Raw genomic sequence first — 13,745 nt, forward strand, 5'->3', positions numbered from 1 at the left:
TTATTTTACATTTGTACCCAAAACACAGTAGTACACCATGAAAAAAATAATTTTATTTTGGATCTTTGTAAGTTGCATTTCCAGCAATGCGCAGGTGAATATCAAGCAAAGCAAACAAGATAATGACTTAAGATTATCGGCGCTTCCGTACTATAGTTTTGGTAAAGGAATTGGAATCACTTCTCCGGATAGTTTATACCAATTGAATATTCGGTTCCGAATGCAAAATAGGGTGACTTATATTGAAAATGAAGATGAAAAAAGGGGATATGACGGGCAAATCCGAAGATTACGTTTGCGATTTGACGGATATGTGGGAAATCCAAAATTTTTATATGCAGTTCAATTGTCATTTGCTCCGGGCGATGTTGGTGAAATTAGAGAAGGTGAGAACATAAATATTATCAGAGATGCAGTTGTTTTTTACAGACCTAATAGACACTGGAATATCAGTTTTGGACAAACAAAATTACCAGGAAATCGCCAACGTGTGAATTCTTCAGGCGGATTACAGTTAACGGACCGATCGATTAACAATGCCAGATTTACAATTGACAGGGATTTTGGTTTTCAAGTTCACAATATGAATGAATTTCGGGATAAATTTTCCTATAATTTCAAAACAGCTATTTCAACAGGAGAAGGTCGAAATATCACGGGGAATACAGATGAAGGTGTTGCCTTAACAGGGAAGGTAGAGTTGTTACCGTTTGGGGCATTTTCAAGAGACGGAACCTATTTTGAAGGGGATATTGTAAGAGAAAAAAAGCCGAAATTAATGCTTTCGGGTGCTTTTCAGCAAAATAATCATGCCAAAAGAACCCAAGGTCAATTAGGAAATGATTTATTTGAAGCTCGCACTATGAAATCAGTGATGCTTGATGTTTTGATTAAATACAACGGATGGGCCGCTATGTCAAGTTATATGTCCAGAATTACTCCAAGAAATGCAGTTACAATAAATCCGGATGATATTTCACAATCTAATTTTGCTTACGTTGGTAACGGATTTGATCATCAATTGAGTTATAATTTGTTATCAAATTATGAGATTATCGGACGGTATTCTACTCAAAAAGTGGGCGAGGACATTAAGCTTTTAGCACCAAACACAAAACAGTATACCATTGGTTTGACGAAATATATTTGGGAACACACTTTTAAATTGCAAACGGAATTGACTTTTGATACCCTACATTATTTTGACGGTAATACAAAGAACAACTGGCACCTGCGTTTTCAGGTTGAAATAGGAATATAAAAAAAACGGTAAAATGAATCACCGCTTTTTTATGACGTTTAAAATTGAAATTTAGATAGCCTTTACAATTGCTACAAAATCATCAGCTTTTAGTGCGGCACCCCCAATGAGGCCTCCATCTACATCTGGTTTTGAGAAAATTTCTTTAGCATTATCCGGTTTCACGCTTCCTCCATATAGGATAGATACGTTTTCAGCAATATCGCTTCCAAAAGCTTTACGAACGGTTTCTCTTATAAATTCATGCATTTCCTGTGCTTGCTCCGGAGAAGCTGTTTCTCCTGTTCCTATTGCCCAAACTGGCTCATAGGCTAAAACGATACTGTCCCAGTCTTTAGCCTCAATATGAAATAAACCATCTCGCAATTGGTTTTCAACTACATTAAAATGATTTTTTGATTGGCGGTCTTTTAATTCTTCACCAAAACAAAAAATAACTCTTATGTCATGTTCCAAAGCCGTATTTACTTTATTCGCAATTAAAGCATCTGTTTCCTGAAAAATGGCTCTGCGTTCGGAGTGTCCTAAAATGACAATGTCTACACCTACACTTTTTAACATATCTGCCGAAATTTCACCCGTGAAAGCACCGCTTTCTGCTTGATGAACGTTTTGTGCAGCAACATCTATATTGGTAAATTCTAAATGATCTACAGCAGAAGCCAGGTTTACAAATGTTGGCGCTACAATTATTTGCACAGCAGTATCTGTAGGGATTTTCGCTATTAATTCATTTAATAAATCTTCTGTTTGCTCTGCATTTTTATGCATTTTCCAGTTTCCTGCAACAATCTTCTTTCTCATTTTGTCGTGTTATATTTAGTTTTTGGTTTCGTTTTTTTGAAGTTTTTCAAATGATAAGAACTGCATCTCAAATGGTGTTTGAATGCTTTATTTTAAATTTTCTAAAGTCTCGTTAATCGTGTCAAAATCAGTTTCAATAGCGCGGTATAAAGCAATTTTTCCGGTTTTGTCCACAATGATATATCTTGGAATCCAATCTAGGTCAATGGCTTTTGCAAATACACCTCCCATTTGGTCATTTGCCATGAAATGATCTCCTTTCAATTCGTGTTTTTCAATTCCAACTTTCCATTTATCGGCAGTTTTGTCCATTGAAATAAATAAATAAGCAACATCAGGATTGTTCGCTTGTAATTCTTTGATTTTTGGCATTGCTTTGACACAATCCCCACACCAAGAAGCCCAAACTTCAATTACTATGGTTTTGCCTTTGTGTTTTTTTAAAATATCCTGAAAAGCAACTTGACTTCCGTCAGTGGCTAGTAGAGTTTCAGACAAAGCCGTTTTAGAAAATTCAGTTTTTCCCTCTTTTGCGCAAGAAAAGGTTACAATAGATATTAGAAGTAATAGTATTTGTTTCATTATAGAGTTGTTTTTTAAACAAAGTTAAACAAACAATTGGATTGAGTTGTGCAGAATACCATATTTTGAAAGCGGAATTCAAAAATGCTTCAGCAATATCGTTATAGTTGATGAGATTTAGACAACATCAAACCTGTTGTTACTTTGGAAATGCTATTTCTTGTCAAAATACAGTGATTATCCCAGTCTTATTTTGGGATCTAAATATGCATATACAAAATCCATTGAATATAACTTCCTTCATCGAAATTATGTACTTCTTATAGGCTTCCGGGCATATTAAACTGCGTTTGTTTTTGTAATACAAATCCAAAGAGCCTGGCAAATAGGATTGCACTGAAAAAGGAAGGAATGCTCATCCCTAAAGTACTGATTAAAGCAATTAGGCGATCGATCCAGGTATCTTTGTATAAGGCAGAAATAATACCAAAAACAATTCCAAAAACAATAGCGATACCTATGGCAAATATGGCTAATACGGCTGTGCTTGGCAATGTATATCCAATAATTTGAGAAACTTTTTTTCCGCTTTTTTGAAAACTTTCTCTTAAATAGGGGGTTTTCAAAACCAATTCATTTGTACCAATTCCAAAAAGGGGTACCACATTGTATTTTCCCTCGCTCAGAAAAGTATAATCGGATTGGGTATCACTGTGCAAAGAAATAGGCAACAGGTCATTCAGATAATACAAGTATTGAGTAGCAATAGGTTTATCAAAACCATATTTCTTTTTTACAATGGCCAGTTGTTCTGAATTTTCATTTTGATCCAGTATCATGGGTGCAAGATCCCCAGGCAAAACAGTAAACAAAAATAATATCACTGTAAACACTCCAAAAAGAGTAAGCAGTGCAGATCCAATTTTACTAAAAAAACATTTTAACATAAATGCTTTTAATGGGTAAAAATAATTAGCGGTTAAAGTTCTGTAATACCGTAAATCAGAACCGTCCTATTCTTATAATCTTAAGTCTTTGACGTCGTTATGATGAAGTTTTTGTGTGATTGTTCCTTTCTCGAGCAATACAATACTTGGATTGGCTCTTTCAATTGTTTTTAATGTGATTGCATCACAAAAATAAAAGTCAAATGTCAATCCATATTGTTTTTTTGCTGCAGCGATCTCTTCCGGTAAGGAAGATGTCATTCCAATTACCTTATATCCTTTTGTTTTTGCATCTAAATACAGTTTTTCCATTTTGCCCATTCCCGCTTTATCGGCATTCACTAAATTATAGGCTACAATCAACATCAATTTTGGCTCTCGCAAGAACTGATCTTTATAATCCAAACCGTCTTTTTCCATCGTGAAGTCATGAATAGGAGGAACATATCCTTCTGTGATGACTTTGTCTTTTCGGTCTACAAATACGGCGCCTTCAGGAATCGACATTAGGTCTTTTTCGGTAAATTCTTTGTCTACACCATTCACTTTGTATATAAACACCATTTCTACCACTGATTTATCAGCGCCGTCAGGGATTTGCATTCCTTGTTGAATATTATTTCCTACCTTGAATGGTCTAAAATCTATTAATGGCAAATGGTTTAAAACGATAACGCCCATAAAGGCTGATAAAACGATACTGGCATAAATAATTATGTTTTGAACGGTAGTTCTAAATAAGGGTTGGATTAATTTTTTGTTAAAGAACAATACCAGAATAAAGAACAACAACACAATATCCTTTGTAAACGATTGCCATGGTGTTAGTTTTAGCGCATCGCCAAAACAGCCACAATCTTTTACTACATTGAAATAAGCGGAATAAAAAGTTAGGAAGGTAAACATTACAATCAAAACCAATAAACTCCAAACCGTGACTTTAGTCTTGTATCCAATGAGTAACATAATCCCCAAAACCACTTCAAGAATCACTAAAAACAGGGCGATTCCCAGTGCAAACGGAACAAAAAAGGGCATGTTGAATACGGGTTCACTGAAATACTCTGCCAATTTATAAGAAAAACCAACAGGGTCATTCAGTTTGATTAATCCGGAGATTATGAATAGGATTCCCACGAAAATTCTAGAAAATTGAGTAATTATATTTTTCATATGAAGATAATATTTATGTTTTAATGGAATATGGTATCGCCATTCTTGATTACAGTTTGTGATTTTAAAACCTTGGCAATTTCATGTTTAGTTATTGCTTTTTATTATTTGTTTCCAAAACCCATTAGAATCAAGGCAAAAATCGAATAATTTATCATGTCCTGATAATTAGCATCGATTCCTTCAGAAACTAATGTTTTTCCTTTGTTGTCTTCAATTTGTTTGACACGAAGTAGTTTTTGCAAAATTAAATCTGTTAGTGAACTTACACGCATTTCGCGCCAAGCTTCCCCGTAATCATGATTTTTGTCTTCCATTAATTCCTTGGTTAGTTTGATTTTGGCATCGTATAATTTGGTTGCCTTTTCCACACTTAAATCAGGCTGATCTGCAACGCCTAATTCCAATTGAATCAACGCCATGAGAGCATAATTGATGATCCCAATGAATTCACCCGTTTCATCTTCATCAATTTTGCGGATTTCATTTTCTTGTAAACTTCGGATTCTTTGGGCCTTAATATAGATTTGATCCGTTAATGAAGGCAGTCTCAAAATGCGCCAAGCACATCCGTAATCTTTCATTTTGTTGATATACAGTGCCCGACAAGTCGCAATCACAGCATCATATTCCTTTGAAGTATTCTTCATTATTGGTGTATATTTGTATTCAAATTTTTTCAAAAATAAGAATAATTTTTTTGAATGCAGAATGAAGGGTAAATAATGTTGAAAGTAGTAGTTTTAAAACTAAAAAAGAATGACAATTAATTGTAAAGGAATACTCATTGATCTATCAACTCCCAAAGTAATGGGAATTTTGAATGTGACACCCAACTCTTTTTTTGATGGAGGAAAGTATAAGAATGAAACCGAAATCCTTTCTCATACTGAAAAAATGCTGCTTGATGGCGCAACTTTTATAGATGTAGGTACTTATTCGAGCAAACCAAATGCAGAATTCGTTTCGGAACAAGATGAAATTTCCAGAATTTTTCCTGTTATTGATTTGATTCTAAAGCAGTTTCCAGAAACAATAATCTCTATTGATACCTTTAGAAGCGAAGTAGCAAAAGCATCGATTGAAAGTGGTGCGGCTATCATCAATGATATTGCAGCCGGAAATCTAGACGACAAAATGCTGGAGATAATTGCAAAATACAATGTTCCGTATATTATGATGCACATGCGAGGCAATCCGCAAACGATGCAAACACTTATGGATTACGATGATATTGTAAAAGAAATGGTGTTCTATTTTTCTGAAAAAGTAGCTATGGCCAGAAGTTTTGGAATCAATGATTTGATTATTGATCCGGGCTTTGGCTTTGCCAAAACTATAGCACAAAATTATGAAGTTTTTCAAAAAATGGACTTGTTTAACATCTTGAAATTACCACTTCTTGTAGGAGTCTCCAGAAAATCCATGATTTATAAAACCCTAGATACTTCAATCGAAAATGCATTAAATGGAACTACAGTTTTAAATACTTTGGCATTGACCAAAGGCGCAAAAATCCTTCGTGTTCACGATGTAAAAGAAGCTGTGGAATGCGTTACATTATTCAATAAAATCAATTTATAACGATGAAATATTTTATGTTGATTGTTCTTTTTACTCTTTTTTCCTGTGGAAATAAAGAAGCGGTTTTATTGCCAAAATCAAATATTTCAATTGTCAAAGTGGTAGAGGATCTTTCGCCAATCTATATTTTTTTTAGAACAAAAGACTTGGATACGCTGGCTGAAGTAAACCGTAAAAACAGTATTATTTAGACCAATTGGATTCTCAATGTAGACAAACGTTAACCGTTACGACTTGCAATTCCGGATATTATGAGGTTGCAACAAAAAAGCGTGAAGAAAAAGCACACAAGAATGAAAAAGCCGAGAATTATTATTCTTATGCTAATACAATCGGAAAAAATTTAGTTTTTATACCTTTTACCAATGTGTTTTATAAACTGGAAAAACCAATTGGAACCATCATATTTTCAATAAGAATAATGAGATTTTAATTGAGAATCAAGTTTTCAAAAAAGAAAAGCTTCAAGATTTAATTAATACTGTTTTACCCAAAGACGTTGCAACTACTTTTTTATTTAGGTTTGATGAAAATTTAAGCTTTGGAAGTTATATACAAAACAAAATTTTTATTGAAAGTTTAAAAGTACAAATGAAAAGTAATCAAGAATTTATTTACTAAACTTTAAACTTTAAAAAAAGAACACTTCAAACGAAATAATTACTGATGATGATACGGTTCGTTTTTCAAGATCGTGAATCCACGATACAATTGTTCGATAAAGAACAACCGAACCATCTGATGCGAAAAAGTCATTAAAGACAACGATATTTTTCCTTGTGCTTTAGCATAAACCGTATCCGAAAACCCATAAGGACCGCCAATAACAAAAACTAAAGTCTTTACTCCGGAATTCATTTTCTTTTGTAATTCTTCTGAAAAGCCAACGCTAGAAAAATTTTTTCCGTTTTCATCCAATAAAATAAGTTGGTCCGTTGGTGTGATTTTTGCTAAAATTAATTCGCCTTCCTTCTCTTTTTGCTGACTTTCGGATAAGTTTTTTACGTTCTTGATATCAGGAATAATATCTAAATCGAATTTAATGTAAAAAGACAAACGCTTGGTGTAATCGTCAATTAAGGATTGTAGCGCTTTGTTATCAGTTTTACCGATAGCAATCAATTTGATGTTCATTTTTGTTAGATTTCAGAGATGCAAAGATAGAAAAATTAGCAGTTTTAAATTACATTCTCTTTAATGGAAATTAATAATCTGATTTTTAAATTTATAAAATTACGAAAGCTAAGATGCTATTTATTTTACCTCAATGCGATCAATTAGCAATTGAAATGACTCTTCTTTCTTATTGCCTATCAGGAAAGCATTTTCCTCTAATTTAGAACCGTCAATGATTAGGCTGATCTAATTTTCGTCCTCTGAAAGCTGGATACAACTGGGTGAATGGAATTTCAATTGTTTGCCAATCAGTGGTAGTTTGAAAAGGGAATACACACGAATGTGGGTCTGTACGATTTATCTTCACTCTAAATTGGTATTGTTTGCCGTCTCCTTTAATGTGGATGCAATATGTTTAGCAGGTTTTAGATACATTGGTTCAAAAACATATTTCACAGCACAAAATCCGCCATTGTTTTCTAATGAAACAGTACCTTCAAAGGTTCCCTTTCCATTTGAGTTCTAAATAAGATGTACTTTTGGATATTCCTCCCATCACAGCATCATTTACAATTTTCCAATTGCTTAGATCGCTATTTAAATTAAAATCAAAAATTAGTACAGGTGTCATTGTTGGTTGGTATTGTAACATCTTTTCGCTGAACAAATTACTATCACGCGGTAGGATTCAAAAACTAAAACGGGCCTAAACACTTGGGGATTTGCGCCCATTTTTTATTTTTGAGGAGCATTCAAATTCCTATTTAGGCAACGGAGCACCCACAGCAATATCACAGCGGTGATTGGTTTGTCCGTGTGGCGGATTCATTCCTTCAGCCGTAGGAGTTCCCTGGTCTTGCGTTGTTGCAGTTGAGACTGTATTAGCCTGAACAGGCGCGTTTTGTTGTGGCGTAGCAGAAGCATTTGTAGCAGCCGGGGAGTTCAAAGGAGCACCAACGGCTATATCACATCGGTGACCAGGTTGACCATGAGCTGGATTTGCGCCAGTGGCAACAGCAGTAGGATCCGTATTTTGTTGTTGCTGAGTGGTAGTTTGCGATTGGTTCTGCATTTGTCTGCCAACTTCAGTAAAAGGAACGATATTTGTCGGAGTAGTATTTTGTATGTCTACTTCCTTTTTACAAGAAATAAAAAGTAGTGACGATACAAAAAGCAGGCTAAAATAAGATTTCATAAAATAGTGATTTAGTTACTAAATCCAAATATAGGATTTTAAATAGTACTGCCCTAAATAAACAATTGATTTATGGGTTTAAATAGCTAGAGCGCCTAAAGTCAATGTGTAAAGCTGTAATTGCGTATGGTAACTGTGTTGTTTTCTACAATTAGATCTTTAATATGTCTAGTTTTTTTCTTGATAAAATAGATTCATTTGTTTCTTTATCCAAAGAAGCCAACTCTCAAATTTTCAAATCCACAAAATATATGCTACTTTAGCATTCCATAAATTTTCTATAAAATGATTAGCGAAGCACAATTCAATAACGAGTTACAAATACTAATACAAAACGCCATTAGGGAGGATGTGGGCCCTGGAGATTATAGCTCTTTGGCTTGTATTCCGGCATCGGCCACAGGAAAAGCAAAATTATTGGTAAAAGAAGACGGTATTATTGCAGGCGTGGCTTTTGCCAAAATGATTTTTGAGTATGTAGACCCTAATTTACAAATAGAGACTTTTATTAAGGACGGAACTTCAGTAAAAAAGGGAGATGTTGTTTTTCATGTTTCGGGAAGTTCACAATCTATTTTAAAATCAGAACGTGTAGTTTTGAATTCAATGCAAAGAATGTCAGCTATAGCAACTAAAACCAAAGAATACGTTCGTTTAGTAACAGGGCTAAATACAAAAATTCTCGATACCCGCAAAACAACACCGGGATTCAGGGCCTGTGAGAAATGGGCAGTCAAAATTGGTGGCGGTGAAAACCACCGGTATGCTTTGTATGATATGATAATGCTCAAGGACAATCATAATGATTTTGCGGGCGGAATTACCTTGGCCATTGCCAAAACCAAAGCCTACCTCAAGGAAAATAATCTGGATCTTAAAATCATTGTCGAAGCCAGAAATTTAGCCGAAATAAAAGAAATTCTCGAAAGTGAAGGAATATCCCGGATTTTGATTGATAATTTTAATTATGAGGATACGATAAAAGCAGTAGCTTTGATTGGGGATAAATGCCGGACTGAATCTTCCGGAAATATAAATGAAAATACCATTCGCAAGTATGCAGAATGTGGAGTAGATTATATTTCGTCAGGTTCCTTGACGCATTCCGTTTACAACATGGATTTGAGTTTAAAAGCAATATGAGTAAAGAGATAGAGGTTAAGCTCGAAAAAATCCCGATAATTCGCAATCTGGTTCATGTGCTAAAAAAGATCAAGCTTCCTTGGCTAGAAGGCTTGTCCTTATACGATTTGTTAGAACTTTACGGACTTGGGATTGTGGAGAGTGCGGTAACCTATCATGCCAGTGCAATTGCATTTAGTTTTTTCATGGCCTTATTTCCTTTTGCGCTGTTCATCTTAAATCTTATTCCTTACATACCTATTGAAGGTTTTCAGAATGATTTTCTTCAATTTGTAAAGGATGGAGTTCCGCCCAATACCTATGATGCTATTTATAAAATCATCAATGATATTCTTAATAACAGCCATTCAGGATTAGTTTCCTATGGGTTTTTGCTCTCCATTTTATTAATGGCAAATGGATTAAATGGAATTCTGGGAGGTTTTGAATCTTCCAGACACGTCCTGATCAAACGAGGGTTTATCCGTCAGTATTTAGTCGCATTAGGAATGTCATTATTGCTGTCTTTACTTTTAATTGTAACGGTTGCAATAATTGTTGTTTTTGAGGTATTTATACAGAAAACAGTATTTAGCGATCAGCTGCAACTAATTATTTTAGGACGCTATGCATTCGTGATTTTGATGATTTTAGCTACTACTTCTATACTTTTTAAGTTTGGAACTAAGTATTATAAAAACAGAGCTTTTATCTCTATTGGCTCTGTATTTACAACAATATTGATTCTGCTGGATTCATACGGTTTTGGAATTTGGGTCACAAAATTTTCACAATACAATGAATTATATGGCTCAATAGGAACATTATTGGTTTTGATGTTTTATATTTGGATCAACTGCATGATATTACTGTTGGGTTTTGAATTGAATGCCACAGTAAATAAACTGAAAGCAAAAAAAATATAATTTTTAAACCAAAATAGTCTCAAAATCAAGGGTTATTTCCTGCTATTCGTTTCTTGCCATGACAGGATTTTCAAGGCTATCAGGGCTCTAAAAAGAAAAAGATGAAAAATACAATTACAATTCTGGTATTATTTATTTCGATGGCCTTTTATGGACAAACGCATAGCGTTATCGGAAAATGGAAAACCATTGATGACGAAACAGGCAAAGCCAAATCAATAGTCGAAATCTACGAACGTTCCGGTAAAATTTACGGAAAAATCGTTGACATATTAGATACCGAAAAGAAAAAAAGTGTATGTACAGCATGTTCCGGTGATGAAAAAAATAAGCCTATTATGGGGCTTGTGATTATCAAAGGCCTTACTAAAGATGGTAAAGAATACAATTCAGGAAAAATTTTGGATCCAACTACGGGGAAGCTCTACAAATGTTCTTTGGTTTTGAATGGTACTGATAAACTGAACGTTCGAGGATATATTGGTGTGGCCTTATTTGGAAGAACACAAACTTGGAACAGAGTAAAATAAGTGTGAAATTAGGAGTTATGGGTTCAAAGTAAAAATTCAACACATCACTCAAATTGATAACTCATAATTGATTATAAATGTATTTTGCAGAAGTAATTTTACCTCTTTCCTTAGCTAAAACATTCACGTATAGCGTTTCCGAAACGGAGTTTTTATACATCAAAAAAGGAATGCGGGTAGCTGTTCCTTTTGGGAAAAGTAAAATTTTTACGGCTTTAGTTATTGAAACTCATCAAAACAAACCAGAGTTGTATGATGCGAAGGAAATCCATCAAATTCTGGATGAAAAGCCCATCGTAACTGAAATCCAGATTGCACATTGGCAGTGGATCGCTTCCTATTATATGTGTGCCATTGGAGATGTGTATCGTGGTGCCATGCCAAGTGCTCTTTTGCTGGAAAGCGAAACCTTGATTTCTCAAAAAACGAATTTATTTGTGGATACCAATCTTCTTTCGGATGATGAGTTCCTAGTTTACGAAGCTTTGCAACAGCAGAATTCGCTAAAAATTCAAGATATTATTGCTATTTTAAACAAGAAAAATATCTTTCCTGTTATTCAAAAACTAGTTGATAAGAACATCTTGGTGCTTCAGGAAGAAATACAGGAAAGCTACAAACCTAAATTAGTTCGCTACGTGCGGCTGCACCCTAAATACGAATCCAATCAAGGCTTAAGCGAATTACTTGAGACGCTGAAAAATGCCAACAAACAAAAGGAAATTGTAATGCACTATTTTCAATTGAGCGCAACGCAAAAGTCCCAAGGCGAGGCCGAAAGGAACGGAGCTAAACCCATTACCGTAAAAAAATTAGTTGAGCAAGCTAATTCTTCTTCGGCAATTGTTAAAGCTTTAATCGAGAAAGAAATATTCGAAGATTATTTTTTGCAGGAAGACAGAGTACATTTCAACGGAAAAATTCGTGATGAAGAATTACAGTTGAGTCAGGCGCAACAAGCTGCTTTCGAAGAAATTAAAGATCGTTTTATTCTAAAAGAAGTCTGTTTATTACACGGAGTAACATCCAGTGGAAAAACGGAAATTTACATCAAACTCATCGAAGAATATTTGGCAACGGGAAAACAAATCCTGTATTTACTGCCTGAAATTGCCTTGACGACTCAATTAGTAGGTCGATTAAGAAGTTATTTTGGAAATAAAGTAGCGGTTTTTCATTCGAAATATAACAATAATGAACGGATTGAGGTGTGGAATCAAGTTTTGCAAAATTCTGAGAAAGCGCAAGTGGTAATTGGAGCGAGGTCCGCTTTGTTTTTGCCTTTTCATAATTTAGGGTTCATAATTGTAGATGAAGAACACGAGCAAACCTTCAAGCAGGCAGATCCGGCTCCGCGGTATCACGCCCGGGATGCGGCTATAGTTTTAGCACATTCCCACAAGGCAAAAGTGCTTTTGGGTTCGGCTACGCCAAGTATAGAAACGTATTTTAATGCCAAATCAGATAAATTTGGTCTGGTCGAAATTTCGGAACGTTTCGGGAATGTCAGGATGCCCAATATTGAATTGGTGGATTTGAAAGACAAATACTTTCGAAAAAAAATGACAGGACATTTTAGTGACGTTTTAATTGAAGAAATTACAAACGCGTTGTCTTTAGGAGAGCAAGTGATTTTGTTTCAAAACCGCAGAGGATATTCTCCTGTAATTGAATGTATCACTTGCGGTCATGTACCTCAATGCCAACAGTGCGACGTAAGTTTGACCTATCACAAGCATAAAAACCAGTTGCGTTGTCATTATTGTGGATACACCATGGCTAAACCTACACATTGTCACGAATGTTCTAGTGTTGATTTGACTACAAAAGGCTTTGGAACCGAACAAATTGAACAAGAATTACTGTCTATTTTTCCAAATTCAAAAATAGGGAGAATGGATCAGGATACGACCCGAGGAAAATTTGGTTTCGAAAAAATCATTGATAGTTTTAAGAACAGAGAAATGGACATATTAGTAGGAACCCAAATGCTGGCCAAAGGGTTGGATTTTGACAACGTGAGTTTAGTGGGAATCATGAATGCGGATAATATGTTATATCATCCTGATTTTAGAGCTTTTGAGAGAAGTTTTCAGATGATGACTCAAGTTGCCGGTAGAGCAGGACGTTCTCAAAAACAAGGGAAAGTGATCATACAAACCTACAATCCCAATCACAATACAATACAACAAGTGACTAAGAACGATTATTTTGGAATGTATAACGAACAATTGTATGACCGACAAATTTATAAATATCCACCGTATTTCAGGCTTATAAAACTAACGCTAAAACAACGTGATTTTGATAAGTTAAAGGAAGGTGCTATGTGGCTGTATCAAGTGATAAGTCAAAACTTAAATATGCCAGTATTGGGTCCGGAAGAACCAGCTATCAGCAGGATTAGAAACGAATACATTCGTATGATTATTATCAAAATACCTCAAAATGTGTCTATTGGGAACACAAAAAAAACGATTCAGAAAATGCTAAATAGTTTTGAGGCTGTTGCTCAGTTCAGAGCTATAAAAGTAACTTCAAATGTAGATTTTTATTGATAAATGG

13 protein-coding genes and 2 pseudogenes are annotated in these 13,745 nt (G+C 34.8%); 7 read left to right on the top strand and 8 right to left on the bottom strand.

Features of this window, described 5'->3' with window-relative positions; all coding sequences use genetic code 11:
- Positions 1 to 37: 37 nt before the first annotated feature.
- Positions 38 to 1,261 carry a porin gene (locus EKM03_RS07135; protein WP_126562428.1) on the top strand — a complete coding sequence of 408 codons (1,224 nt, stop codon included), beginning with the start codon at positions 38 to 40 and terminating at the stop codon, positions 1,259 to 1,261.
- Positions 1,262 to 1,312: 51 nt separating this feature from the next.
- Here the strand turns inward: EKM03_RS07135 and tpiA are convergent, their stop codons facing one another.
- From tpiA to EKM03_RS07160, 5 genes and pseudogenes are all read right to left on the bottom strand, one after another.
- Positions 1,313 to 2,065 (bottom strand): triose-phosphate isomerase, encoded by a 753-nt coding sequence (gene tpiA / locus EKM03_RS07140; protein WP_126462964.1) that lies wholly within the window; start codon positions 2,063 to 2,065, stop codon positions 1,313 to 1,315.
- Positions 2,066 to 2,152: 87 nt separating this feature from the next.
- Entirely contained in the window at positions 2,153 to 2,647 is a 495-nt protein-coding gene (locus tag EKM03_RS07145; RefSeq protein WP_126562426.1) for a TlpA disulfide reductase family protein, read from the bottom strand.
- 263 nt (positions 2,648 to 2,910) lie between these two features.
- Positions 2,911 to 3,534: pseudogene (locus tag EKM03_RS07150) on the bottom strand (ABC transporter permease); the annotation flags it as partial.
- A 72-nt stretch (positions 3,535 to 3,606) separates the two neighbouring features.
- Positions 3,607 to 4,707 carry a BT_3928 family protein gene (locus EKM03_RS07155; protein WP_126740093.1) on the bottom strand — a complete coding sequence of 367 codons (1,101 nt, stop codon included), beginning with the start codon at positions 4,705 to 4,707 and terminating at the stop codon, positions 3,607 to 3,609.
- 104 nt (positions 4,708 to 4,811) lie between these two features.
- Positions 4,812 to 5,357, bottom strand: a complete 546-nt coding sequence (locus EKM03_RS07160) for a DUF1599 domain-containing protein (protein ID WP_126562421.1) — start codon at positions 5,355 to 5,357, stop codon at positions 4,812 to 4,814.
- Between the two features lie 109 nt (positions 5,358 to 5,466).
- On the opposite strand from EKM03_RS07160, the gene folP reads away from it, so the two are divergent.
- Positions 5,467 to 6,291, top strand: a complete 825-nt coding sequence (gene folP, locus EKM03_RS07165; protein ID WP_126740094.1) for a dihydropteroate synthase — start codon at positions 5,467 to 5,469, stop codon at positions 6,289 to 6,291.
- A 2-nt stretch (positions 6,292 to 6,293) separates the two neighbouring features.
- Positions 6,294 to 6,482 carry a hypothetical protein gene (locus EKM03_RS15090; RefSeq protein ID WP_199736827.1) on the top strand — a complete coding sequence of 63 codons (189 nt, stop codon included), beginning with the start codon at positions 6,294 to 6,296 and terminating at the stop codon, positions 6,480 to 6,482.
- A gap of 469 nt (positions 6,483 to 6,951) precedes the next feature.
- Here the strand turns inward: EKM03_RS15090 and rlmH are convergent, their stop codons facing one another.
- The 3 genes and pseudogenes from rlmH to EKM03_RS07185 all read right to left on the bottom strand — a co-directional run bounded on the left by rlmH (position 6,952) and on the right by EKM03_RS07185 (position 8,602).
- Entirely contained in the window at positions 6,952 to 7,425 is a 474-nt protein-coding gene (gene rlmH / locus EKM03_RS07175) for a 23S rRNA (pseudouridine(1915)-N(3))-methyltransferase RlmH (RefSeq protein ID WP_126462955.1), read from the bottom strand.
- A 211-nt stretch (positions 7,426 to 7,636) separates the two neighbouring features.
- A pseudogene (locus EKM03_RS07180) lies at positions 7,637 to 8,059 on the bottom strand (CIA30 family protein).
- A gap of 108 nt (positions 8,060 to 8,167) precedes the next feature.
- A complete protein-coding gene (locus EKM03_RS07185; protein WP_126553613.1) occupies positions 8,168 to 8,602 on the bottom strand; it encodes a hypothetical protein in 435 nt (144 codons plus the stop codon).
- 285 nt (positions 8,603 to 8,887) lie between these two features.
- Between EKM03_RS07185 and nadC the strand changes: the two genes are divergently transcribed.
- From nadC to priA, 4 genes are all read left to right on the top strand, one after another.
- Positions 8,888 to 9,745, top strand: coding sequence for a carboxylating nicotinate-nucleotide diphosphorylase (nadC, locus tag EKM03_RS07190; RefSeq protein ID WP_126562415.1), 858 nt, complete (start codon positions 8,888 to 8,890; stop codon positions 9,743 to 9,745).
- The gene (locus EKM03_RS07195; RefSeq protein ID WP_126462949.1) at positions 9,742 to 10,650 is read left to right on the top strand and encodes a YihY/virulence factor BrkB family protein; all 909 of its coding nucleotides are present in this window, start codon (positions 9,742 to 9,744) and stop codon (positions 10,648 to 10,650) included. Before nadC ends, EKM03_RS07195 begins: the two co-directional genes overlap by 4 nt.
- Before the next feature lie 101 nt (positions 10,651 to 10,751).
- On the top strand, positions 10,752 to 11,180 hold the full coding sequence (locus EKM03_RS07200; protein ID WP_126553617.1) for a DUF2147 domain-containing protein: 429 nt from the start codon (positions 10,752 to 10,754) through the stop codon (positions 11,178 to 11,180).
- 77 nt (positions 11,181 to 11,257) lie between these two features.
- The gene (gene priA, locus EKM03_RS07205) at positions 11,258 to 13,738 is read left to right on the top strand and encodes a primosomal protein N' (RefSeq protein ID WP_126562413.1); all 2,481 of its coding nucleotides are present in this window, start codon (positions 11,258 to 11,260) and stop codon (positions 13,736 to 13,738) included.
- Positions 13,739 to 13,745: the final 7 nt, after the last annotated feature.

Source organism: Flavobacterium sp. GSP6 (assembly GCF_003984855.1).
Taxonomy (GTDB): Bacteria; Bacteroidota; Bacteroidia; order Flavobacteriales; family Flavobacteriaceae; genus Flavobacterium.

Excerpts from the sequence above, each read along its gene's own strand:
- EKM03_RS07195 (WP_126462949.1), top strand. The coding sequence starts at position 9,742 with ATGAGTAAAGAGATAGAGGTTAAGCTCGAAAAAATCCCGATAATTCGC.
- EKM03_RS07200 (WP_126553617.1), top strand. The coding sequence starts at position 10,752 with ATGAAAAATACAATTACAATTCTGGTATTATTTATTTCGATGGCCTTT.
- EKM03_RS15090 (WP_199736827.1), top strand. The coding sequence starts at position 6,294 with ATGAAATATTTTATGTTGATTGTTCTTTTTACTCTTTTTTCCTGTGGA.
- EKM03_RS07160 (WP_126562421.1), bottom strand. The coding sequence starts at position 5,357 with ATGAAGAATACTTCAAAGGAATATGATGCTGTGATTGCGACTTGTCGG.
- tpiA (WP_126462964.1), bottom strand. The coding sequence starts at position 2,065 with ATGAGAAAGAAGATTGTTGCAGGAAACTGGAAAATGCATAAAAATGCA.
- nadC (WP_126562415.1), top strand. The coding sequence starts at position 8,888 with ATGATTAGCGAAGCACAATTCAATAACGAGTTACAAATACTAATACAA.
- EKM03_RS07145 (WP_126562426.1), bottom strand. The coding sequence starts at position 2,647 with ATGAAACAAATACTATTACTTCTAATATCTATTGTAACCTTTTCTTGC.
- priA (WP_126562413.1), top strand. The coding sequence starts at position 11,258 with ATGTATTTTGCAGAAGTAATTTTACCTCTTTCCTTAGCTAAAACATTC.
- EKM03_RS07135 (WP_126562428.1), top strand. The coding sequence starts at position 38 with ATGAAAAAAATAATTTTATTTTGGATCTTTGTAAGTTGCATTTCCAGC.
- EKM03_RS07185 (WP_126553613.1), bottom strand. The coding sequence starts at position 8,602 with ATGAAATCTTATTTTAGCCTGCTTTTTGTATCGTCACTACTTTTTATT.
- EKM03_RS07155 (WP_126740093.1), bottom strand. The coding sequence starts at position 4,707 with ATGAAAAATATAATTACTCAATTTTCTAGAATTTTCGTGGGAATCCTA.
- folP (WP_126740094.1), top strand. The coding sequence starts at position 5,467 with ATGACAATTAATTGTAAAGGAATACTCATTGATCTATCAACTCCCAAA.
- rlmH (WP_126462955.1), bottom strand. The coding sequence starts at position 7,425 with ATGAACATCAAATTGATTGCTATCGGTAAAACTGATAACAAAGCGCTA.